Source organism: Neobacillus dielmonensis (assembly GCF_000612665.1).
GTDB lineage: Bacteria > Bacillota > Bacilli > Bacillales > Cytobacillaceae > Neobacillus > Neobacillus dielmonensis.
This window is the reverse complement of the sequence record NZ_HG942076.1, coordinates 158240-181751: the sequence shown is the minus strand read 5'-3', so window position 1 is coordinate 181751 and position 23512 is coordinate 158240. Positions and strand designations below refer to the sequence as shown.

The 23512-nt window shown below is 41.2% G+C and carries 16 protein-coding genes and 1 pseudogene; 11 read left to right on the top strand and 6 right to left on the bottom strand.

Annotated elements, in window-relative coordinates; all coding sequences use genetic code 11:
* Positions 1-259: 259 nt before the first annotated feature.
* Together BN2425_RS22815 and BN2425_RS17400 are read right to left on the bottom strand one after the other, a co-directional pair.
* Positions 260-412, bottom strand: coding sequence for a hypothetical protein (locus BN2425_RS22815; protein WP_195891962.1), 153 nt, complete (start codon positions 410-412; stop codon positions 260-262).
* Positions 413-633: 221 nt separating this feature from the next.
* On the bottom strand, positions 634-1320 hold the full coding sequence (locus tag BN2425_RS17400; protein ID WP_042462066.1) for a hypothetical protein: 687 nt from the start codon (positions 1318-1320) through the stop codon (positions 634-636).
* Positions 1321-1567: 247 nt separating this feature from the next.
* Here BN2425_RS17400 and BN2425_RS17395 point away from each other — a divergent pair, with 247 nt between their 5' ends.
* The 5 genes from BN2425_RS17395 to BN2425_RS17375 are packed head-to-tail and all read left to right on the top strand — an operon-like array spanning position 1568 to position 9423.
* Complete coding sequence (locus BN2425_RS17395) at positions 1568-2305, top strand: hypothetical protein (protein WP_042462064.1); 738 nt, start codon at positions 1568-1570, stop codon at positions 2303-2305.
* Between the two features lie 10 nt (positions 2306-2315).
* The gene (locus tag BN2425_RS17390; protein WP_052352936.1) at positions 2316-5180 is read left to right on the top strand and encodes an acetate and sugar kinases/Hsc70/actin family protein; all 2865 of its coding nucleotides are present in this window, start codon (positions 2316-2318) and stop codon (positions 5178-5180) included.
* Between the two features lie 18 nt (positions 5181-5198).
* The gene (locus BN2425_RS17385; protein WP_052352935.1) at positions 5199-8222 is read left to right on the top strand and encodes an ATP-binding protein; all 3024 of its coding nucleotides are present in this window, start codon (positions 5199-5201) and stop codon (positions 8220-8222) included.
* Between the two features lie 2 nt (positions 8223-8224).
* Positions 8225-8908, top strand: a complete 684-nt coding sequence (locus tag BN2425_RS17380) for a hypothetical protein (RefSeq protein WP_042462061.1) — start codon at positions 8225-8227, stop codon at positions 8906-8908.
* 5 nt (positions 8909-8913) lie between these two features.
* The gene (locus BN2425_RS17375) at positions 8914-9423 is read left to right on the top strand and encodes a hypothetical protein (protein WP_042462059.1); all 510 of its coding nucleotides are present in this window, start codon (positions 8914-8916) and stop codon (positions 9421-9423) included.
* Between the two features lie 435 nt (positions 9424-9858).
* Here BN2425_RS17375 and BN2425_RS17370 read toward each other — a convergent pair whose 3' ends face one another.
* A complete protein-coding gene (locus BN2425_RS17370; RefSeq protein WP_042462057.1) occupies positions 9859-10701 on the bottom strand; it encodes a MerR family transcriptional regulator in 843 nt (280 codons plus the stop codon).
* A 107-nt stretch (positions 10702-10808) separates the two neighbouring features.
* On the opposite strand from BN2425_RS17370, the pseudogene BN2425_RS17365 reads away from it, so the two are divergent.
* The 3 genes and pseudogenes from BN2425_RS17365 (at position 10809) to BN2425_RS17355 (ending at position 16287) form a co-directional block, all read left to right on the top strand.
* Positions 10809-11995 (top strand): annotated as a pseudogene (locus BN2425_RS17365) (MFS transporter).
* Positions 11996-12371: 376 nt separating this feature from the next.
* On the top strand, positions 12372-15956 hold the full coding sequence (locus BN2425_RS17360) for an alpha/beta fold hydrolase (RefSeq protein WP_052352934.1): 3585 nt from the start codon (positions 12372-12374) through the stop codon (positions 15954-15956).
* A 61-nt stretch (positions 15957-16017) separates the two neighbouring features.
* The gene (locus BN2425_RS17355; protein ID WP_042462055.1) at positions 16018-16287 is read left to right on the top strand and encodes a hypothetical protein; all 270 of its coding nucleotides are present in this window, start codon (positions 16018-16020) and stop codon (positions 16285-16287) included.
* 157 nt (positions 16288-16444) lie between these two features.
* Here the strand turns inward: BN2425_RS17355 and BN2425_RS17350 are convergent, their stop codons facing one another.
* Positions 16445-17929 carry a M24 family metallopeptidase gene (locus BN2425_RS17350; protein ID WP_074433079.1) on the bottom strand — a complete coding sequence of 495 codons (1485 nt, stop codon included), beginning with the start codon at positions 17927-17929 and terminating at the stop codon, positions 16445-16447.
* A gap of 349 nt (positions 17930-18278) precedes the next feature.
* The gene (locus tag BN2425_RS17345) at positions 18279-18476 is read right to left on the bottom strand and encodes a DUF2187 family protein (protein ID WP_042462052.1); all 198 of its coding nucleotides are present in this window, start codon (positions 18474-18476) and stop codon (positions 18279-18281) included.
* 382 nt (positions 18477-18858) lie between these two features.
* Between BN2425_RS17345 and BN2425_RS17340 the strand changes: the two genes are divergently transcribed.
* The gene (locus BN2425_RS17340; protein ID WP_042462050.1) at positions 18859-20760 is read left to right on the top strand and encodes an oxidoreductase; all 1902 of its coding nucleotides are present in this window, start codon (positions 18859-18861) and stop codon (positions 20758-20760) included.
* Between the two features lie 301 nt (positions 20761-21061).
* On the opposite strand, the gene BN2425_RS22590 is transcribed toward BN2425_RS17340, so the two are convergent.
* Positions 21062-21292: a hypothetical protein gene (locus tag BN2425_RS22590; RefSeq protein WP_154663532.1), complete on the bottom strand. Its 231-nt coding sequence runs from the start codon at positions 21290-21292 to the stop codon at positions 21062-21064.
* Positions 21293-21797: 505 nt separating this feature from the next.
* On the opposite strand from BN2425_RS22590, the gene BN2425_RS17335 reads away from it, so the two are divergent.
* Together BN2425_RS17335 and BN2425_RS17330 are read left to right on the top strand one after the other, a co-directional pair.
* On the top strand, positions 21798-22499 hold the full coding sequence (locus tag BN2425_RS17335; protein WP_042462048.1) for a YARHG domain-containing protein: 702 nt from the start codon (positions 21798-21800) through the stop codon (positions 22497-22499).
* Between the two features lie 29 nt (positions 22500-22528).
* Positions 22529-23419: an N-acetylmuramoyl-L-alanine amidase family protein gene (locus BN2425_RS17330; RefSeq protein WP_052352933.1), complete on the top strand. Its 891-nt coding sequence runs from the start codon at positions 22529-22531 to the stop codon at positions 23417-23419.
* Positions 23420-23512 lie beyond the last annotated feature (93 nt).

Genomic DNA, 23512 nt, shown 5'->3' with positions numbered 1-23512 from the left:
GGCGTTTTTTCCGGTCGGTCGGTTATTTATAAAGGCTATAAATGCCCGAGCTGGCGATTTTTCTGAGCGACCGGTCGTTTATAAAGGCTATAAGTGACCGGGCTGGCGGTTTTTCCAAGCGTCCGGTCGTTTATAAAAGCTAGTAGCGACCGGACGGGTGGTTTTCTCAAGCAATCGTATAATACAATAAGCTACTACTTCCGTCTGGTAGTCAATTAATGTAAAAGCAGTTGCAACCCTTTAAAAGGAGTTCTGTTTGTTATTTTTTATTGACTTGGCGTCCGCTTTTTTTCTGGCTTTGTGAGCCTGTGTTTCCGATCTGATATTCATTGCCTAATTCAATATCATTCCTTTTGTCGTGTTTCTCAATTTGTTCTCTTGTTTGATCCCGTTTCATTCCTGATTCTGCCACGATTATTCCATCTCGCTTTCTGATTTAGTTTTAAAACGCAAATGGAGCTTAAAAAAGGATACCGAAAAAATCAGTATCCCTTTTTTTGTGGGAAAATACAGAAGAAATCTTGCGTTGGTTTGCTCTGAAGATTTTTCTGATCTCACACAACTATTAGTATGACTCAAGTATAACTTTTATATTAATTGCGATGGGAGAATTATTATCGTTATATAATTATCCTAGGCCTTCTCTTCTGTAGGAATCTCATAGTTTGGATTCGTTTGAGTCCAACCGCCACCGTCTTCAATGCTTCGATTTATAGTGGTATCACCGTCACCGTCAACCCATATTTCTCGACCATCAGATAAAGTTCTCCAATGGGGAGTCACATCGTGCTGATTGGGATTTTCCACTTCAATACTCTCATCTCCCATCGCTACCTGACCATTGTGGCCGCCATCAGCGCCACCTTCGTTCCCATCAATGTCCACAATATCAGCCATATCTAAAATGGAAACACCCAGAGCCACAATCAATGCACTCTTCCCTAAATTTTTAGCACCTGCTAAAGCACGATCAGAATTACCGTCCATTAGTCCTCCGGCTACATCCCCGATGTTACTGACTGTTGCAGAAATGCCTTGTCCAACAGCTTTAGCTGTTTTACTAACGCCTTCACCCAGATCATCAAATCCTTGATTAATTTTACTATCATCTTTTGTAATTAATCCGCTTCCTACATTCCAAACGCCCTCTGCAAGATTCCCCAATTGTTTACCTGCAAATTCAGTTGAATTTTTTACGCCTTCTCCCACGTCTCGAATGAAATCAGAATGGGTGATTTCCCCAACTCCTTTGATGATCCCCCCGGTGACATTCCCTACAAGCCAACCCGCACCTGCTCCAAGTCCTTTTAAAAATCCCACTACTTATCCTCCTCAAAAAATTTATATACCCACTTAGGTCAGATAAAAGTTACATGCCTCATACGACAAAAGTAGGACTACTTGTTATTATCGGAAAACTCAAATTACTCGTTTAGTATAGAAGGTTTTGCTGAATAATAGAAGGAAAATTCTATCAGAAAATAGTAATAAGGCTTTTTTATCATATGGTATAATGGTCCTGGGAAGATAAGCGTGTTTTTCACTATTACCATTTGTGGAGGTCTCCATGAGTTTTGATAATTTATTTATAAATCAGTTGCTGGAAGCTTTGGATCATCCAGAGGTTTCTGTCAAAATCCGTCAAATATTAGGAGGAGTTGAAACAGGGTCGTTACAGTCTGAAGAAAGGGAGCAGATGCTGCAACAAATAGAAGAGCTGCAATCAAGGTTGCAGGAGTATCAAAGAATAATAGACTCTAAGGATCAGACTATAGCGGTTTTCAAACAGGAAAAAACCCAAATGGAAGCAGTCTTATCCACTGAACGTACATATTTTCATGAACAGCTTCAACAACAGCAAGTTGAATTGCAAAGGTATAAAGACAATTATCTAAATCTTGAAAAAGTATATACCCTATTTTTAGGCCTTACTCCTCCTGTTCGCAGTTCGTTGCGAGGCATATTCAAAGGGAACTCTCTACCAGAATTCCTATATTGTGGGGTTCAGGGAGAGAATATTGATTCCTTGTGGGAATTTATCAAAAAAGAAACCATTGAGAACAAAGAGACAGATTTAGCGTCCCTGAAACAAATCTTTTCTTTCTTTTTTGATGCCTATAACAAAATCTTTGACACACCTGTCTTTCAGTTATTAAAGACTGCAGCGGGAGAAAGATTTAGTGAGGACTATCATATTAGAGGAGGAAATAGTAAGGTCATCGGAGTGATTTCTGAGGTTCTGTTAGAGGGGTATTTCAACAGCATTACCAATAGGGTAGTAAAAAAATCAATTGTCAGGATTTAAGGGGAGCGTCATGGAAGCAAATACAAAAGTACAAAATTATCTCTACGTCCACACCAATGAAGTAGATGCGATAATCGATACATACCTAGAAAATCTTATGCTGCAAACAGTAGACCATCTTAACGATAAAGCCGTTAAACTGTATGAGTACTTTACCAAAAAAATCAGCGAAAATTGGGTAAAAATGGCCAACGGGGTTTATTACAATAATAAACTCGGCGCGCTTTTTCCTGATTTAACCTATTATAAATGCATAAGAACCTCTAATACGTTAATCGCTAATATTGACGAAAACAAGTTCCAGTTTAGTGGTTACAATGGCCGTCTCATGAATCTGGATGAATTAAGAACCAGTTACAATAGCAGTGAAAATTTCCCTTTTAAATCAGGGAATAATCTTATTTATAACGGATCTGATAAATCTCTTAGAATGGCTTATAAAAAGTCCTCCATTTCCTTAGGGGGATACGATATCGATGATGGTAGTCTTCGGGATGAGCCGGGGATCGTCATGCCCATTTATCGATTAGGCAATCGAAAAAATTTGGGCTTTCAAGATGCTATAAAATTATGGATGAAGCACAGACTCGTTCCAGCAAACTTAAATGAGCAATTTTCTCAGATCTTTACCATTCTTATAGAATTACATGAACTCAATTACTTGGATGAGAATCTCCAGATTCAGTCTTCTAAGTTATGGAAGGATGTTCTGAATCAAAAGTTTACGGGTTCCATTGGCAATATTCACTTTGATAAAGCACAATTAAAGAATCAAATGTTGGAAGCAAAATCAAACGTTATATTGGATTCTCAAGTATTCTATGACCAGCTTTTGTATTGTGAAAGTGAACGCGCCGATATCGAAGTTTATGATTCTAAAATACTTACGGACCCAAACAGGGGCCACTGGGATTTGTGGGAAGCAGCGGATCGTCAGGATCTGGTGAAAGTGACATTGAATGAAAGCCTGATTGCCCGGAACCCTGTTGCCGATATCAAGAGAAGCGGTGTGGTTGGAATTGACTTTGGTACCAAGAGCACAGTAGTGGTTTATCAGGAAAACAATGACTATACGCTGCCGATGCGTGTAGGGGTTGGACATTTTAACCAAAAGGTGGAACCAAAACATTTTGAAAATCCAACGGTGATGGAGTTTATTGACCTTGATAGCTTCTTGACCCAATACCATTTAAAAATAGGCAGACCCAATACCAGCTGGGAGGATATGACGGTCTCCCATACGGCCTATAACAAGTTGATGAACAGTCCTAGTGAACACTATTATTCTTTTTTGACGGATATCAAGCAATGGGCCGGAGATAAACAGCGGCAAATCCGATTAAAGGACAAAATGGGGAAAGATGTCGTGCTTCCTTCTTTTTTGGATGTAGGGGAAGACGACCTTAATCCAATTGAGTTATATGCCTATTATCTCGGATTGTATATCAATAATCAGCATCATGGCATCTACCTTGATTATATGTTGTCCTTTCCTGTGACGTATGAAAAAGAAGCCCGTGAAAAAATTCTCGACAGCTTTGAAAAAGGGATCAAAAAGTCCTTGCCCCCATCCCTTCTACGGAATGAACAAGAGATGGCCCAATTTAGAATTGTCAGTGGGGCCAGCGAGCCGGCAGCATACGCCATCTGTGCCCTGCAGGAATATGGCTTTGAACCAATGGATGGAGAAAAGTTTTTTTATGGCGTGTTTGATTTCGGCGGAGGCACGACCGATTTTGATTTTGGAATTTGGCGTGAAGCGGGGCGCAAAGAAAGACGCTACGATTTTGTCATTGAACATTTTGCCGCAGGTGGGGATAAATTTTTGGGCGGTGAAAACCTATTGGAATTATTGGCTTTTGAGGTGTTTAAAGCCAATCAGGACAAGCTTAGGGAAGCAGAAATCTCCTTTGTGCTGCCACCGGAATGCCAGCGCTTTGCAGGGAGTGAAACGCTGCTAAGTGATTCACAGGAAGCCAAGTTAAATATGAAACAGCTAATGGAAGTACTTCGTCCTTTATGGGAAAACCATCAAAATGCTGAAATTGATTATGACATGGGACTGATCAGAGTTACCCTTTTTGACAAATACGGAAACTCTAAGACCAATGTCGAACTATATATTAACCGAGAAGGTCTGGAAAAACTGATTGAATCGAGGATTGAAAAAGGAATCCGCAATTTCTTTGACTCACTCCGGCGTTCCTTTGAACAGGCAGAAATCAGTTCGGTTCAAAATGTCCATATCTTTTTAGCCGGTAACTCAAGCCGTTCTCCCATTGTACAAAACTTGTTTGAAAGATATATAGAAGAAGAGACTCAAAGTATTAATCGGCTGAATGAAACCAATCAGCGGTATTTTGAAATTTTTCCGCCGCTGGGAACGGATGAGGCTTACGAGAAGATGGAACAGTGGGGAATCACCTTTGACCGAAATGCCATCGAGCGTCCAACAGGGAAAACAGGGGTTGCGTTTGGATTGGTCCAAAGCCGAAAGGGCGGAAGAATTAAGGTTATTGACCATAATGTGGTTGGCGACGAAGTGAAATTTAAGTACTTTATTGGTATGAACAGACGAGGAAAATTCAGGGTCGTCCTTGATAGGGAAGAAGCCTATAACGAATGGCATGAGTTTATTGATGCATCTGAAGAGGATTTCGAGCTGTATTATACCAGCCTTCCTGAAGCAAGTAGAAACCAGATGGATATCCATCATGCCTCCCGAAAGAAGTGCAAAATTGATCGAGTCGATGATTCAGCGTTTGTTTACGTTCGTACGGTCAGCCCGACTGTCATTGAGTATGTTACGGCAACCGAAGATGGGATCACAACAGGGAATTTCTTAGGCGATATTATGAAATTGGAATTATCTTAATGGCAAAGAGGGCTCCTAATGGATAACGATAAATTTATACTAGACTTTGTTTCGAACCAGGACCACTACTATTTAGGCAATAATAGCCGGCTGAAAACGGAATTTTTAAAAGAGTTCCGGCCAAATGATTTTTCTCTGTATAAAATTGTGGAGTTAACTTTCGATGATCAAGCCCCCCGGAAAGAAGCGTTTGAAAATGTTATCAGCGCCCTACAAATTGAAGGTGTCAGCTTTATTTATTTGATTTTGGGAAACAGAAGCGGCGTACAGTTTTACTTTGGGGTAGCGAGGGATTTGAACTATGGTCAAAAACTGCCAATTACCATCAGTGATATTGGCAGTGATATTTTAAAACCAAGCCTTCAGGGAAACTTTAGAGGCAGCACCATTTCAGAAGTGACACCGAAAGATAAACAGTCCTTGATGGAGACCATTCATTCTTTGAAACACTCGGCACTTCTCGAAGGGGTTCCGGGAATTAATGAGGAAAACAAAGACTTTCAGGGGGTCGACAGGTTAATTGATGTGATGCTCGGCGATGAGTTCGGGTTGGTGATTATCGCCAGCCCCCTTGGCCAGAATTCAATCATGGAAGTTGAAAGAAATGTAAATCTTGCCTATTCGGCGATTGCTCCCTTAACCAAGAAAAATATCCAGGAAGGCACGAGCATCGGCAGCAATGAAGGCAAGACCAAGACTGTCAATTACTCAGAATCAGAGGGGCAAAGTTATTCCAAATCCGACTCTACTGGTACTGGTGACAACAAGGGAGGGAGCAGAGGAACCACAAAGCAGACCTCCAAGTCGACGACGAAGAACTCGAATGATAACAAAAGAAGTGATGCTGAAACCGGCTCGGAAGGCAGCAACACGTCTGATTCATGGGGGACAAGTACCAGCAATAGCACCTCTGTCAGTACGGGGACGACCACTTCCAAGACGACCGGGAATTCTGCCTCTGAATCGACCACCATCACCAAAGGCGAGAATCAGGCAATTACGGTTGAATGGATTAACAAAGAAGCCCAGGAATGGCTTAAATATCTAGATGAAGTTATCTTACCAAGGTTAGATTATGGAAAAAGTAAAGGAATCTTTATTACAAATGCCTTTCTTTTAGCCAACAATAAAGGCAACTTAATTAAACTGGGCAACACCATGCGCTCCTTATATTCTGGCCGTAAAGGCAATAAGGTTCCGCTTAGGCTGAATATGGCGGAAGACCAGCCATATGCACCGTTTTTCAAGAAGTTCCAGCTCCCGAATGGGAAATTTGCCAATCTTAGCAGCGATGAAAGGTATGCCCGGGCGCTATTGTCTCAATTTGTGACCGAAACAAAAGCTTATTTGGGCAGTTGGCTTTCCACCAATGAACTGAGCCTCATTGCCGGTTTGCCGCAAAAGGAAGTGGTGGGTTTAAGTCTTAAAGAGGAAGTCGAATTTGGACTGAATTTCTCCTCTCCTGCCAATAAGGAGGAAACCATTTCGCTGGGCAATTTAGTCCAAAGCGGCCGGGTTCTGGATACGATTGAAGTTTCATTGGATAAAGAACATTTAAATAAGCATGTGTTCATTACGGGAGTTACCGGGAGTGGAAAAACTACTACCTGTCAAAAATTGCTGATGGACAGCGCATTGCCTTTTCTCGTCATTGAACCTGCCAAAACAGAATATCGCATTCTAAATGAACAATATGATGACCTACTGATTTTTACGCTGGGGAAAAACACGATTGCGCCATTCCGGCTTAACCCTTTTGAATTTTTCCCCCACGAGAGCATCACTTCAAGAGTGGACATGATCATGGCGAGCCTGGAGGCTTCCTTTGATATGGAAGCGGCCATTCCGCAGATTCTCGAGTCCGCTGTGTACGAATGTTACGAGGACTACGGGTGGAATATCTCCACTAATGTGAATGAAATGTATTCAGACCCATTTGCGGATGGAGTATTCGCGTTTCCGACACTTGAAGATTTATTAGCTAAGATTGAGAGAGTAGTAGTCAGCCAAGGTTTTGATGACCGGCTCAAAAACGATTATGTCGGCTCGATCAAAGCCAGGTTGCAGGGGCTGCTGGTTGGTTCTAAAGGTTTAATCCTAAATACCAAAAAATCAGTTGACTTCGAGACTTTGCTTGAAAAAAGAGTGATTTTGGAGTTGGAGGAAATCAAAAGCGGCAGCGAAAAGTCGCTGATTATGGGATTTATTTTAACAAACCTAACGGAAGCGATTAAAGCAAAGTTTATTAAGGAGCCGGGATTTAAACATATTACGCTTGTGGAAGAAGCCCATAGGCTTCTGAGCAAGTACGTCCCGGGTGAAAGCATGAACAAAAAGCAGAGTGTGGAAGTGTTTACGGACATGCTTGCTGAGGTTCGCAAATATGGGGAGTCCCTGATCATTGTCGACCAAATTCCTGATAAGCTGACTTCGGAGGTTTTAAAAAATACCAACACCAAAATTGTCCATAAGATTTTTGCAAGGGATGATAAGGAAGCAATCGGAAACACGATGGCCCTAACGGATGAGCAAAAAAACTTCCTGTCCTATCTAGATACAGGCCGAGCGATTGTATTCACGCAAGGTTGGAATAAAGCGATGCAAGTTCAAATTAAACCGAGCACCAATACGACAGGACTTCACCAGGTACCGGAACATCTTTTGAGAGAAAGAGTATTAACTTTTTATCAAAAGACTTACAGGAAAGGTATTTTTCCAGGGCTTGAGTTTTTAGAGGAGGAGCCTAGCCAAGATTTCGTAGAGAGGTATATTGATATTTTGCAAGGAGGCAAACTGTTTGCTGACTATGGGGATGCCCTCTATGGAAAATGGGATGGTTTAAAAGTGGTTCTGGAGAAACTGCTGCCTGAATTCGGAATGGATATGCTCGTCCATGTTTTAGCGGTTAATCTTTATCGACCGCAGCCAGATTGCAGCCTGGAGTATAGGAAAACATTGATTGGCGATTTCTTGGAAGACATAATGAATGGCCATATCAAATTAACAATAAACAATCATAGTGATTATCTTAGGAGGAATTAATCATGGGTTTTATAGGAATCGTTAGTGGACTAGCTGGTGCGGTGGCTACTGCCATCTCGGGATTTGCATCTTCGATTGGTCCAGCTCTTGTCAATGTTGGTCGAGTGCTAGTGGCCAATCTGCCAAAAATCGAAACAGGTTTAAAAATTGTGTCCGCTGTGGTACAAACAATCTCTGTCGTTCTTGGGCTGATTAATAAAAATGATACAGCTGAGGAACTAGGGGCGAAGGCTGTGGAAAGCGACAAAAAGCCTGAAGATTTCAGGTCGACAGAGGAATATATCCATTACCTCCGCAATGAAGTGAAGCTTGACTCTCAGAAGATGGATACCTTAAAGACTGAGGATCGTATGGCCTACACTACTATTGGTTCAGTCATTCTTGCAAAAGGAATTGAAGAGAAGTTTCGTGTGAATATCCCTGTAGATTTCTGGGTGGAAGTGGGCAAGCAAAAAATGAATGCAGACGAAGCAAAAGCCTATATTGAAAACTTCAAGGCTAATGGTTTTGATGAAGTAAAGTTAAGCGATTATTTAAAAGGCAAACTTCCGATTGCTGAATTGAAGCAGGTTGCGCCAATCATTGAAAATACACTTAAGCAGCTTCAATCCGAACTAACTCCGGAGCAGGTTCAAAGTAAAATTATGGAGATGAAACAAGTAAGCAGTGGAATTGAAAGCAGGTAAGCAGCATGCATCATAAGTATTTGTTTTTCATACAACAGGAGAAGATTAAAACATATCAATTCCGTGATCATCAATTTGAACTGGTTCCCTATAAAGGCGATGACTATTATACTTTTTCGGAGGATATGCCGTTTTGGCAGTGGTGGAAAAAAACAGCATCCTTTTTTGAAGAGACCGATACGGTTGATTTCTGTTTCTTACATGACCCAGAAGACTATGCTTTCACTGAGGAGTTTCCTGTCAGCGAAATTAACTCCTGGACGATAGAGGAAGTAGAGAACTTCTTGAACCAACATAGCAAATACACTGTCTTGAGGGATAAAACCTGGAAAAAGAAACTCGTATCTGCAGCCTCTATGGATGAAGGACTCAGCAACAACGTATATGCCACCTTTTACCCAGAACAGTTAACCGAAAGCCAACTCCCAGAAGAAAAGGAGAACCTGGAAGAAAGAACGGAACAAGGAATCCTCGCCAGCTATTACAAAGAAAAAACAAAAATGTATTCCAAGTAATGTGAAACAGGGGGACGGTTCTCATGCATCACTTTTTCTTATTTGGATTAGTGATGATTTTAATTAAACGTTTATTTAGCTGACAAATTTTTTGCCTAATTGTTGAGGGGAATGGCTGTAATAACGGATTACTAGTGCTTTCAATTAAACGTTTGTTTAACTGACATCTTTTTTAGATAAATGGCAGTCCAAAGCTCTATTTATCAATGAATACAGTCAAACTAAACAAACGATTGTTAGGTTTTAATGTGATTTTTAATGAAACGTTTAATTTGTTTAGGGTTCCGAGTAACCGTAAACTAACTAGTGACCCATTCAAGAAAAGGCACAACAAGGTAAATTCCTTGTTGTGCCTTTTTCGTGTTGTGAATTTCAACAAGTTGATTAACGCTCTACAAGCAGGTTCCATCTTCCTGCTAGAGGCGGCTTTGAAAGCTAGGAAAGCCTACGTGGACTTTTTATAACTTGTATCATAATTTTAGTCACGTAATCTTCCTTACGATTTTTCACGAGCGTATCATACACATATTCCTCTAACACATAATCCCCTAAAGATAAGTGCAGCCGTTCCATCTCCGCTAACAGCCGCTTATAGGTTTTATGTATGTTCTTTTCATCCCCGATATGATAGCCAATCAGAAACGATCCCTTAACCGATTTAAAATACGGATGACCTTCCCTTGGTTCGGGCTGCTCAATATATAAATAGCTATAATTAGTGTATTCTCCTTTTAGCACTTGCTCCCGTTTGGTTAGACCGCCAATCGGATAGCCTGTATCAAGATGTAATTCATATAACTCATCGATAAAATCGGAAACCACTTTGACAAAATCATCACCGGCCGTATTCTCGATATTCCTACTTAAATAAAGAGTGACCTCTGGTAATTCCTCGAGCGTGATGTCGGAAAAATTAAGCTGTGACGCTTGTTCCATTAAATCGATGGTAGTTTCGATCATCTTTTCTTTCGCTTCCATCTCCTGACGCTTTTTCACGATTTCTTCTTTTTTTCGATACATTAAACTCAAAAAACTTTCCGGCGATTTATTTTGCATGTATTGTTGTATGTCTTGTAAAGACATGCCAATATCCTTCAATAAACCGATCAACATGAATACCTCTAACTGTTGAATGGAATAGTAGCGATAGCCTTTTTCATCTTTCGTTATGGGAGACAATAGACCAATTTGATCATAATAAAACAGAGTCTGTTTGTTTACTTTGCAAAGTTTAGCAAATTCACCTGTCGATAAAAACTTCCCTGTTTTTTTACTCATTTCACAACACCATCCTTGACTATATAGTAACTATATACACTAGGATAAATATTGTAAAACTTAAGAAAACCAATACAAAGGCTGCTTTGTAAAGGAGTATATAAAAGATGAAACCAAATAAGGTCACCTTAGGCTTATTATTAACGAATTTATTCATTGCGTTTTTGGGGATTGGTTTAATTATTCCGGTGATGCCTAGGCTTATGGAAGAGTTAGGGATTACAGGAACAACAGTCGGTTATTTGACGGCGGCATTTGCCACTTCGCAATTGATTGTTTCCCCGTTTGCTGGGAAAGCCGCCGATCAGTTTGGCAGGAAAATTATGATTGTCATGGGTTTATTTATTTTTGGCTTCTCGGAATTCTTATTTGGAATCAGCAGTGAAATTGAGTGGTTAATGATTTCACGGGTTTTAGGCGGGATTAGTGCAGCGTTTATTATGCCGGCTGTCACCGCGCTTATTATTGATATCACTAGTTTGAATACCCGCCCGAAAGCACTCGGTTATATGTCAGCCGCCATTAGTACAGGATTTATTATCGGGCCTGGGATCGGTGGATTCTTAGCGGAATTTGGGACGCGTACCCCATTTATGTTTGCTGGTGGTCTTGGGACGTTTGCTGCCATTTTAACAATTATCTTAATTGCGGAGCCGGAACGGGAACGTTCAACTGAAACGAGCAAACAAGCTGCAGATCGAAAAATCGGCTTGAAACGGATGATGGCACCTAAATATCTCTTTGCCTTTATTTTAATTTTTATCGCTTCCTTTGGATTGGCCGCTTTTGAATCATTTTTTAGTTTATTTGTGGACCACAAATTTCAATTTGAACCATCCGAAATCGCCGTTGTTATTACGGGCGGTGCACTGATTGGCGCATTGGCACAAGTGGCGCTGTTTAACAGGTTCACCCAATTGTGGGGTGAAATCAAATTGACCGATACAGCTTGATTTTATCGGCTGTTCTTGTTTTCTTCATGACCATGGTTCATTCCTATTGGTTTATTCTGCTTGTTACCATTACGGTTTTTGTAGGATTCGACTTATTCCGCCCAGCTGTTACATCCTATCTTTCCAATATTGCCGGCAATGAACAAGGCTTCGTTGGTGGAATGAACTCCATGTTTACCAGCTTAGCGAACATTAGTGGACCGATATTAGGCGGGATGTTATTTGATATCGATATTAACTACCCGTTCTATTTTGCAGCCGTCATCGTAGCGCTGGGAGTGGCCTTGACCATGTTCTGGAAGAAACCAGAAAACGATCCACTTCAAGCTGTCAGTGATTGATAATAGCCAAAGAGAACCAAGGGGACGGTTCTTGTGGCATCAGAGCAACAAACATCCCAAGATTAGTAGCACAAACCACGGCCATGGTTTGTGCTCATTTTTTTATAGTAGTAGTGAAGGTAGGTCGGGGACGGTAGTAAAGATGAAAAAATAATGAAAAAAACCCTGCTTATGGCGGGGATTTCAGAAGGAGTTTTGACTCACCATTTGTTAAAAATTGTTAAACTTTGTACAAAAATACCCATTTGTGTTATATAATTACTGTGTAAATGTTGTAAAATTGAAAATTTTCTACTTTTCCTAAAAAGGGGGGTTTGGAGTTTACTAGTCTTATTGTAGGAACAACATTCTATGAGTAAACAAGATGGGGGTTTTTATGAAAAAGGTTTCAACTTCTTTAGTGACATTTGTTTTCATTCTATCTACTATTCTACCAACCTTGTTATTCCAAGCACCCAAAGCAAACGCAGAAGAGTTCACAAATGGGATCGTTTACAACGATTATTTGGAATATATGGTGGGTGGAGACGGAAAGTATACGATTGGAACCAGAAATGGGAATCCAGAGAATCAACTTGATGATTTAAAAAACTTACTTTACGGCCATCCTTCTCCATGGTCATCTTATACTACATTGAATGTTGACGGAGAAATCATGCAGTACATGCCCAACGTTCAACTACCCAAAATAGATTCAGCGCAATTAAGCAATATCTCCGAGCAGAAGGTTGAGAGTAAAAATGTCTCTGTTCAGCAGTCCTTGAAAATTGTTACTAATTCGAATACCAACAGAGAAGATATGGTGGAAATAAAGTATAGTGTCAAAAATAACGATTCCATTTCCCATGACGCGGGATTACGAATCATGATGGATACCATGCTAGGGTATAATGACAGTGCCCCATTTCGAGTTCCCGGAGTTGGAGCTGTTACATCCGAAATGGAGTTTAGCGGTGACAACATACCCGAATATTGGCAAGCCTTTGACAATCTAGAAAACCCGAGTGTCATCTCCCAAGGCCAATTGACGAATACAGAAAATAAGCCTGACAAAGTGCAATTTACTAACTGGGGGCATGTCTACAATAATCCTTGGAATTATACCATATCCCCGTATTCCGGCAATGGCGATAGTGCCGTTAGCATTTACTGGAATCCTAAGCCATTAAGCCCAGGAGAAAGCAGGGAATATACTACATATTACGGTTTAAGTGAGTTTCTGCAAGACCTTAGACCGCCAATTGCTTTAACCTTAACGGGGCCAAAGGTCATTGAACTGGATGACTCCGGTAAGTACAAACCTAACCCAACGACCATCACTGCTTATTTTCAAAATATAGGGAATCAAGCAGCAAATGATGTGGAGTTATCCCTTCTTCTTCCAAGCGGAATGAAGTTAGTGGATGGCCAAGTAGATAGTCAAGTTGGTACGCTGCAGCCGGGTGAAATTAAACAAGTCTCTTGGGAAGTGGAAATTGAGCCGCAAGCAGAAGAAACACGATTGGATTATTCTGTCAGGCTGGCTGCAAGTAATGCCGAGACCAAGACATTAACACAGCAAGTAAAAGTACCGGCATCATCCGAAGCCGCCAATACGGTCGTTTTCATTCCTGGAATCATGGGGACAGAAATTTGGACAGATCCCCAAAATGGCAATGCTGCGGAAAGAAGATGGATGCCAGTTGGAGACTTGGGCAATATCTTAGATGTGAGAGACCAGACGAGAGAATTGGCCGTAGACGGAAATGGCAAGCCTGTTAATGACATGGATATCCGTGGGCCGATTGATGAATATTATGGCCAGATGGTCCGAGAGATGAGAAATGCGGGATACAATGTCGTTGAATTTGGCTATGACTGGCGGTTAAGTAATAGCTCCAATGCAAAAAAACTGGAAGAATTAATAGATGGCTTGGGTGTTCATAAAGTTTCCATTGTGGCCCATAGTATGGGAGGGTTGATTGCCTCCAAATACCTCGCCAATAAGCAGTCCAATGCGGACAAGGTAGATAAATTCATTACCTTGGGGACTCCATATTATGGTGCACCCAAAGCATTATATATAATGGAAACTGGGGAAGTTAGTTCCTGGATTAAAAACAAAGTGATCGCCAAAGTCATTAAGGAAATGGCACCAAATATGAAATCAATTTATCAGCTGTTCCCAACCAAACAATACTTTGAAGGCAATCCATACTATGTTCAGGTTCGCTATGACAATACCTTCAGAAAGAATGAATATAAAAAGCTTAGTTATAATAAAACGCTGCAATTTTTCAAGGATTACCGTTCTGAATGGCTAAATGAAGATCATTTTGGCCTTGCTGAGGATTTTGCCGAATCGTTAGATGATAACATGTCGAGGATTAATTCCGTTGACCGCTATTTTATTGTTGGAGATCAAGTTTCCACCATTGGGGTGGTGGTGCCCGAATTAAACGAGACATGGAATCGAAGCGGATATAATTACGCCCACATTGATGATACGAAGCCGATTAATGGTGACGGTACCGTTCCTGTCATGAGTGCCAATATGAATAAAGACACGGATCCTGATAAGACGTATTATATTCAGGAAAAACATGATTCTTTGGCCAGCAATGAAACGGTTATTCAGCAAGTATTAAATATATTAGATGATCGCCCTGCCCGGATAAAGGGTATGCGCAAAAATCCGAAAGAAACAAAGAAGCTGAAACTAAAAGTAGAATGTCCAGTAGATCTGCATGTATATGACCAAGATGGAAATCATATGGGGCCCGTTTCTGAAAATGAAGTGGAGGAAGATATTTTATCTGGAACCTACTACCTGCTGGACGATGAAAAAATTGCTCTGCTAAATGACGGAAACTATCAGGTGAAAATGGTTGGTACAGATTACGGGAAGATGACATTTACGATGCTCTGGTATGACGAGGAAAACGAAGAAGAGCAAACTATTCGTTTCGATGATGTTCCGTTAACCCCAACCACGATCATTACGACAACCACCAACAGAGAAGGGGAAATCATTCTTAACCTGGATCAAAATGGGGACAATGTGGTCGATGAAATGATTCATCCAACTGTTAACCTCAATAGCGCCGGATCACAGGATATCACTGCCCCAGAGTTGTCTTACACGGTTGATGGGGAAAAAGGAATGAATGATTGGTACCGCAGTGATGTTCGTGTCAGCATGAATGCAGAAGACGAAGGGGCAGGCATTCAAAAAATCGAATACCAATTGAACAATGGCGAAGCACAATTGTATGAAAAGCCGGTAGCCATCCAATCTGAAGGACCCACAGAATTATGGATGAAAGCTTATGATAAAAATCGAAATTATGACATTCAAACAGCAACTGTCAAAATTGATAAAACCAAACCGAAAATTGAGATTTCCGGAATATCGAACGAAGTGATGGTTGGTGACTCGATCAGTTTCAACTTTGATGCAGTGGATGATGTTTCCGGAATCGAATCCGTTCAAGCCACCTTAAATGGCCAGCCATATACCAACCATGAAAAAGTCAACGTCCTGCAGCCGGGTGAAAATACCCTTGAAGTTCAAGCCGTTGATAAAGCGGGAAATATCGAAACCAAGAAACTGTCTTTTATGGTTTATATTCCGGCTGAGGTAAAGCTTGATCCACAATCGATTAAGAAGGGCAAAAATAATAACGCAATGGGAACGGGGTACCTTCAATTCGTTGCTTCTCCATATCCGTTGGAGACGGTTAAACTTTCCTCCATTACGATTAACGATGTGGTGAAGCCTATTACCGATTCAAAATATGGATATGTAAAAAATCCCATTGTTGATTATAATGGAGATGGAAAGAAAGAATTTATGTTTAAGTTTACTCAACATGACCTCGCTGAGTCGCTGCCAGTCGGTAATCAAGAAGTCATAGTTAAGGGAGAACTAAGCTCCGGAATTGGTTTTATCGCCAAAACGGTTATTAGAATTGCTCAATAAGACGGAGATAAGGGGACATAGTGTCCTCTTATCATTTTTTTAAGTTGAAGGGAAAGAAACCATGAATCTTTTTATTCAAATTGTTTCTGGGATCCTAGTCGGTGGCGTTTTCTTTTATATCACGGCAATCGAACGGATTAAACCTCTAAAATACCTGTTGCAACATATCAACTCCACACTCTTTTACTTTGCGGTTGCCGTCCTTATTTCAGCAGTTTGTTTTATTTTTCTTCCAAAGTTAAAGGTATTTGGACTTGCGGCTTCCATCACGATGGTTATTTTATTTATTATCCTTTATATTGCCTTTCATTCCGGAGGAATTGGGTTTTGAAGTGAGTAGGAACCACGGGGACGGTTCCTGGGGTACCACAGAGACGATTTATATGGCAATGGGCAATGGAGCCGCCAGGAGAACCGTCCCCCTGGCGTTATAAGAAAAGGAGATAACCGCCACCATCCTATCTTCCTTCAATACAAAAAGAAGCTACCTAAATGGCAGCTTCATTACTTTGGGAGTTACCAGGAGAACCGTCCCCCTGGTCCCCCTGGTCCCCCTGGCGGAATAACAATGCCTTTTCTTTATTTAACAGAAACGGTCTAAAGTATCCTACGGTATCGGATAAAGGAAGGACTTCGGGGTGGAGTTTGATATTCAATACCTGTTCCATGTAGTTTCTTCTCCTGCTGAATCTCTCCCATAACTCTGGATAGTGAGTTTCAATTTCCTTCCGCAATTCTTCATCTGCCAGCGCGATTCCGGTCTCAGCACTGGCCCCGCCGTAATTGGGAACCGATGGAATAATGTCAACTTGAAATAGCATTCCGCTTTTTAGAACGGTATTGGACCCGCTATATATAGGGGAAGATAACCATTCTTCATCGGATACATAATGCCCCGGATTTAAATGCCAATGGTATTGATCCTTCGGTAATACAGTTTCGATTACTTGATATAATTCGCCGCCTGTCATCCCAATTCTAATAGTTTCTAACCAAGCCACTACAGCCGAATAATAAGGGATGGCCACTCTTTCCAAATAATCCTGAACCTCATTCGGGAGTTCATCCGCTTCCCTTACCACATACCCAGACCTGCTGGTTAAGCCCCCTTTATAGCCGGTTGTAATCGAAAACTTATCACCGAGCTTTACGGCTTTGTTTCTTGGATAAATGACGGCATTCGTAAAGCGCTCGCCAGTAGCACAGATGGTGGTGACATTATGCGGCTGCCCAAACCTTGAAAGATAGGAGGCCAATTCCGTTTCGGTTTTCCCGATTTCTATATGGTTGATTGTCTCCAGTACACAATCTGATGCCAAACTGGATCCAAATTCATAATAACGAATCTCATCTGCATTATTCACAGTTCGGATGCCGCCGTTTTCGCCGATAAACATATTGCCAGCATTGAATACTTGTGCAGAATTTTCCTGTGCTAAAGCTTTTAAGGCCTCTATTATGAAATAGGGAACATCAAACAATTGCTGATTATCTTCATATTGACCCGTAAATACCTTCCAGCCCACGACCCCAATATTTTTTTCTGTAAAATTAATGGCATCTCCAATGATATCTTTAAAACTCTTTTCATTTTCCATGGGCTGATTCGGTAAAGAAAAGTAAGGGACATGAACCAGTTCGGACTGTAATCGAGAGTATTTTGCCATTTTTAGATTTTCATTACCTAGAAATAATGCTGCCATGCCATTAGCATCTATGGCTAATAATGCTTCTTCAAATCGGGGGATAAAACCTGTTAAATACTCAAAGTTCGAGCCATGCTCCCGATCCGCATAAATAAAAACGAGATCAACTCCCTTTTGTTTCATCGCCTCCAATAGTTTTTCTTTTCTTTCTTGATAGGTGCGATCCGATAAAAATACAGTATGATCATTAAATTTCATTTCAAGATAAGGTACTTTCGATAAAGAAAACTTGTTCAGGCTATATTTTTCTTTTAAATCATCTTGCATTTAGCTATTTCCTCCTAATCCGGTTGAGTGAAACACGGGGACGGTTCTTGTACATCAATACAATGTGCCTTCCGCGATTCGCATATGTATAAGCTGATACTTTAGTATGTATTAAGCTCATTCTTATTACAATCGGAGGGCATTCTATCCCGCAGATTGCTGAAGTCTGGTTCAGACTGGGCCAAAACATAAATCCACCCATATTTCGCTTATTAGTCTAAAAGATTCTAGATTGGATGAACTTTTGGGAAAACACTAATAGGTAATACAACTTTCCAACAGTTTCACCAAACTGAGATGAAATAGTGCATTGAAGCAAATAAAAAAGAGTTTGGAAATAATCCAAACTCTAACTGTTTTGTTGGAAAGCTACTGGTTGGATAACTTTATAATTTTTATGGTTGATAACGGTTACATTGTTTTCAAAAGAAATATCTGTCGGATTTTCAAGAATCTTTATCATGACGGAGTTTTCATAAACCTTTTCGACAATACCTACAATTCCTTTGTTTGACCGAATCTGGTCGTTTACTTCTGCAATTTTCATGAAGCCTCACCCTTTTTTATTTTCTAATTTACACTAAATTTTCTGATAATCCAATCCTTTCATAAAGATGAAACACAATTGAAATATACATTGTTGATTTTGCCTAAAAAAAAAGATTATGAAACTATGTGTTTAACTGGGAAGGTTGACTTGAAAGAATAGGATTGAAGGTTAGCTGAGATTATAATTACTAATTCTAGGGCTTGGTTTATTTATAGGAAAAATGGGGTTGTTCCTTTATCATTTCCTTTTCCTCTTATTTCCTCCACACATATTTCACAGAATCCTCATCTGTTTGACACTTTATTTGTAAAATCATTCACATTTACTACGTTACAATTAGTGCATACAGTAACTTGTTTTTTCAAAGGAGGACAATAACATGTCAGATTTATTTACCCCAATTCAAATAGGACCTATTACGATAAAAAATAGATTTATGATGGCCCCGATGGAGAATGGTTTAGCAGCTCCTGGGGGTGTGGTGAACGATCGAATTATCCGTTTCTTTGAAGAAAGAGCCAAAAACGATGTTGGTATAATTTTGACTGGTTCCGTTGGCGTCTCTCCCGAGGGAAGAGGGCTGCCGACCCAGCTTAGCGTTTATGATGATGAATTTATTCCTGGATTAAAGCGACTGACAGATGCCATCCATCAGGCAGGCTCCAAAATAGGCGCGCAAATCTATCACGCCGGACGCCAAGCATCGGAGGATATCACCGGTATCCAGCCAATCGCTCCAACCGCCATGCCGTGTGAGATTGTCGGCAACGACCCGCGTGAAATGACTACAGAAGAAATTTATGAAATGAAAGAGAAATTTGTGGAAGCAGCCAGACGGTCGGTTGAAGCAGGCTTTGATATGATTGAAGTCCACTTTGCCCATGGCTATCTGCTCCATAGCTTCCTATCCCCACACAGCAACAAACGGACAGACGAGTTTGGCGGCAGTTTGGAGAACCGCATGCGTTTCCCAATGGCCGTTCTAAGTGAAATTGCGGAGAAATTCGGCGACAAAGCAGCGGTAACCATCCGGATTAGTGCGGACGAATATTTGGAGGACGGCCTGAAATTTGACGAAGTCATCGCCATCTGCCAAGAAGCCGTCAAAGCAGGTGCCCAAGCCATCAGTTTAACAGCAGGCAGCTATGATTCTGTTGAATACACGATTCAGCCTATGTTCATTGAGCAAGGTTTCCTTATCCCTTTTAGCAAAAAATTAAAAGAAATCGTCGATGTCCCGGTGATTGTCGCTGGCCGATTGAACAGCGCGGAACTGATTGAGTCGATTATGGATAATAATGAGGCCGACATGATTGCAATTGGCCGCGGCCTGATTTCCGATGAAGAACTGATTGTAAAAATGAAAAATCGACAATATGAAGAAATCCGCTATTGTGTGGCTTGTAACCAAGGCTGCATCGATAACGTGTTCCAGGGAAAGGGCGTTACTTGCTTAGTCAATGCCAGAGCAGGATTCGAGGCAGAACGGAATATCACGGAAGCTGAAGAGCCGAAGAAAGTCGTGATCGTTGGCGCCGGTCCAGCGGGAATGGAAGCAGCCAGGGTGGCCAGTCTCCGTGGACATGATGTCACGCTGATTGAAAAAGAAACCGAAGCCGGCGGCAAGTTTGATATTCTTGCCACACCGCCTGAAAAAGACTCCTTCCTTCTTTATAAAGAATTTTTAACAAGAGAAGTGGCCAAATTGGGTGTGAAAGTGGTGCAAGCAGCCGTCACTAGCGCTCAAGATTTAGCTTCTTATGAGCCTGACCATGTCATTGTGGCAACCGGATCACGCCAGACCGTTCCGCCTATTAAAGGTGCGAACTTAGACCATGTGGTGATTGCGGAAGACGTACTCAATGGCAAGGAAGTAGGCGAGAATGTTGCCATTATCGGTGGTGGACTTGTCGGAACGGAAACAGCCAAGTATCTTGCAGAAGCAGGGAAAAACGTCACGATTATCGAGATGGCATCTGCTATTGGCAATGGCGTAGGTCCCACTTTTGCCGGTCACCTATTTGAATTCCTTGCTAAGCGGAACGTACAGCTTATTACCAATGCGAAAGTCATGGAAATAAATGAGGGTCAAGTCGTCCTTGAAGATCGAGAAATCGCAGCGGACCATGTGATCATTGCGGCAGGTTACACACCAAACAACCATTTAGTCGAAGAACTAAAAGCTGTTTATCCAAGCGTAGAAACCATCGGCGATGTGAACTCTCCAAGAAGAATCATTGATGCAACAGCGGAAGCCTTCCTTGTTGCTGCTCAAATCTAATCTGCAGTAAAAGCAAAAATAAGGGAAGCTGATGTGTTTTACAGCTTCCCATTTCTTTTAATTGTTTACCTCTTAATATATAAAAGAAATATTCAATCCTCAAAACACCAGGAAGTAGCCAACAGACTTTTGATTATGGAACCACTCTTGATGGCTGCCAACCGACTTCCTTCTAGCCTTTATATTCGCGTCCCCAATCCGTTATAATGGAGACTAATAGAACCAAGAACGGTACCATGCAATGAATATACTGCTGTTGACTTGTGTTAGTGATTGCGAGGCAACAAAAGCATCCCTTTTTTTACAGCAATGCACCAAGGAATACAAAAACGCTAAAAAATGGTATGACTAGCACAATAAAGTTGGGAAAACTATCAAGTAGATTGGAACGGCGGGAGGGATGCAGATCCACAGACTTGTCAACCGCATTCTGTCCTTTTCCAGATGTCGTCATCCATGCACTCGTCACACCGCCAAATCGATAGTAAGATAACTTTTGCGTTGAAGCACAAGAACCGTCCCTGTGTTTCATCAAGAACCACAAGAACCGTCCGAGGGCACTGAAAAAGTCCCTGAATTCAGTTTTCGTGGATAAAATCGTCAGTTGATTTCCACTCCAGGCGGCTTCGCTTTCCGCGGGCGTGCCGGGGAGCCTCCTCGGCGCTTTGGCGCCTGCGGGGTCTCCCCTGTAACTACAAAAAGATGACTTAAAATTCACATTCCTGAATTTTTAAAGTCGTCTTTTTTGATTTTCTTTAAAGATTCTTGAAAAACCGAAGGTTTTTCAGTGGCCTCGAACCGTCCCTGTGGTCCCTATGGTCCACTATGGGTCCACGAAAATTTGTCTGGAAAAAGTAGAAGACCCGTAGGATAATATTCCTATGGGTCTTCTTATGATCTTTAGTTCCATATGTGACGAGTAAATAACTGGTGCATGAGATGAAAGGTGCTAGAGTGTGGACCACACGTAGTAGATTACGAGTGTAGTATTAGACCTCCATCATAGATAAAATAACGCCAAGGGAGCGGATTGTAAAATGGCAGTATTCTGTACAAAGTGTGGAAGGAAAGCGGGAGCTGATGCAAGGTTTTGTCCAAGTTGCGGTAACAATCTTGTGATCCTAAGTTCCTCTACTGCGGTGCCACAAGGGGCCGCCGGGTTAGCTAATCTGAATAAACCCCGAACTCAAAATACTTCAAGTTCAGTAAATAATACAGTCCCGGAGGAAACCCGGATTGGAACTATTCAAGGAAACGATAGAAAGAATTACTTCATTCCTATTGTAGCTTTATGCGGAATCGTTTTAATCGGTTTAATGGCGTATTTCACGATAGGGAACAAAGAAAACTCCGAGCCGGAAACCATTCCGAGTTCAATCGAATCCCGGCAAATGACAGACACTAGTGACTCCGATACTGATACACCTCAAAGTGACTCGGATGATAAAACTACGGAAGATAGTTACCAAACAGGATCTAGTGATTTTATCTTACCAAGCAGTAGCAGGAAACAATTACAGGACAGTGACCTTTCATCCCTAACCCTTGAAGAATTGGGGGTCGCAAGAAATGAAATCTTTGCACGCCATGGATATATTTTTCAAACGGAGAAATATGCCACTTATTTTTCGAAAAAAACGTGGTATAGTCCAAATGCATCCTATGATGGATCTCTAAATGAACTGGAAAAATATAATATCCAGTTGATTCAGAGCAAGGAAAAAAGTTTACAACCCTAGACAGCTGTGAGAAGGTGAGAGGTGCCAAAGTGAAATTGAATAAAACGATAAAAATAGGATTAACCGTTTTTGTCCTAATCATGGTGTTCCCTATCTATTTACTCCTCCATCATGCTGATGAAGAAAATGCGGTAAAGGGGGAGTCTGAACTTGAAACAGCTAAGGCTGTAAAAGGGGAAAAAGTGGTGGCACAAAGCCACAACACTGATGCCGAAGAAGGAAACCAAGAACAAGCCACACAAAATGAGAATGTAGCACCTAGTAATGAGGCCAAAGCAGTTGAAAACAATTTTATTGTCGTCATTGACCCTGGTCATCAGGAAAAAGCCAACTTAGCGAAGGAGCCTGTAGGACCTGGTGGGACGGACATGAAACTGAAGGTAAGCGGAGGAACCACCGGGGTAGTGACAGGGAAACCGGAATACATATTAACGCTAGAGGCCTCGCTTATTTTAGGAAATCTCCTTGAAAGCAAAGGAGTTAAGGTTATTTATACAAGGACCACTCACAACGTTAATTTGAGTAATCAAGAACGAGCGGAAATCGCCAACCAAAATAATGCAGATTTATTTATCCGGATACATGCCGATGGGTCAACCAATCAAAATGTTCATGGCTTATCGGTGCTTACACCAGCGAAAGAAAGTCCATACACAACAGCTATTTATGAAGATAGTTTAAAAGCATCCCAATTTATTATTGATGAAACTAGTAAAAATCCCGAAATAAAGGTAAATGGAATTTCCTATAGAGGAGACCTGTCTGGCTTCAACTGGTCAAAGGTTCCCAGCACACTTGTAGAAATGGGCTTTATGAGTAACCCAACGGAAGATCGTAATCTCTCAGACCAGTCCTACCTTACAAAACTATTGGAAAACGTGGCCGATGGAATTATGGATTATGCTGATTATAAACAATAGAAAGACTTTCCTATGCCTTAGGTGCTGGAAGTTCTAAGTACAAACCGGTTCCTCTAGGATATGTAAGAATTGAAAGAAGACATGTATCATTTT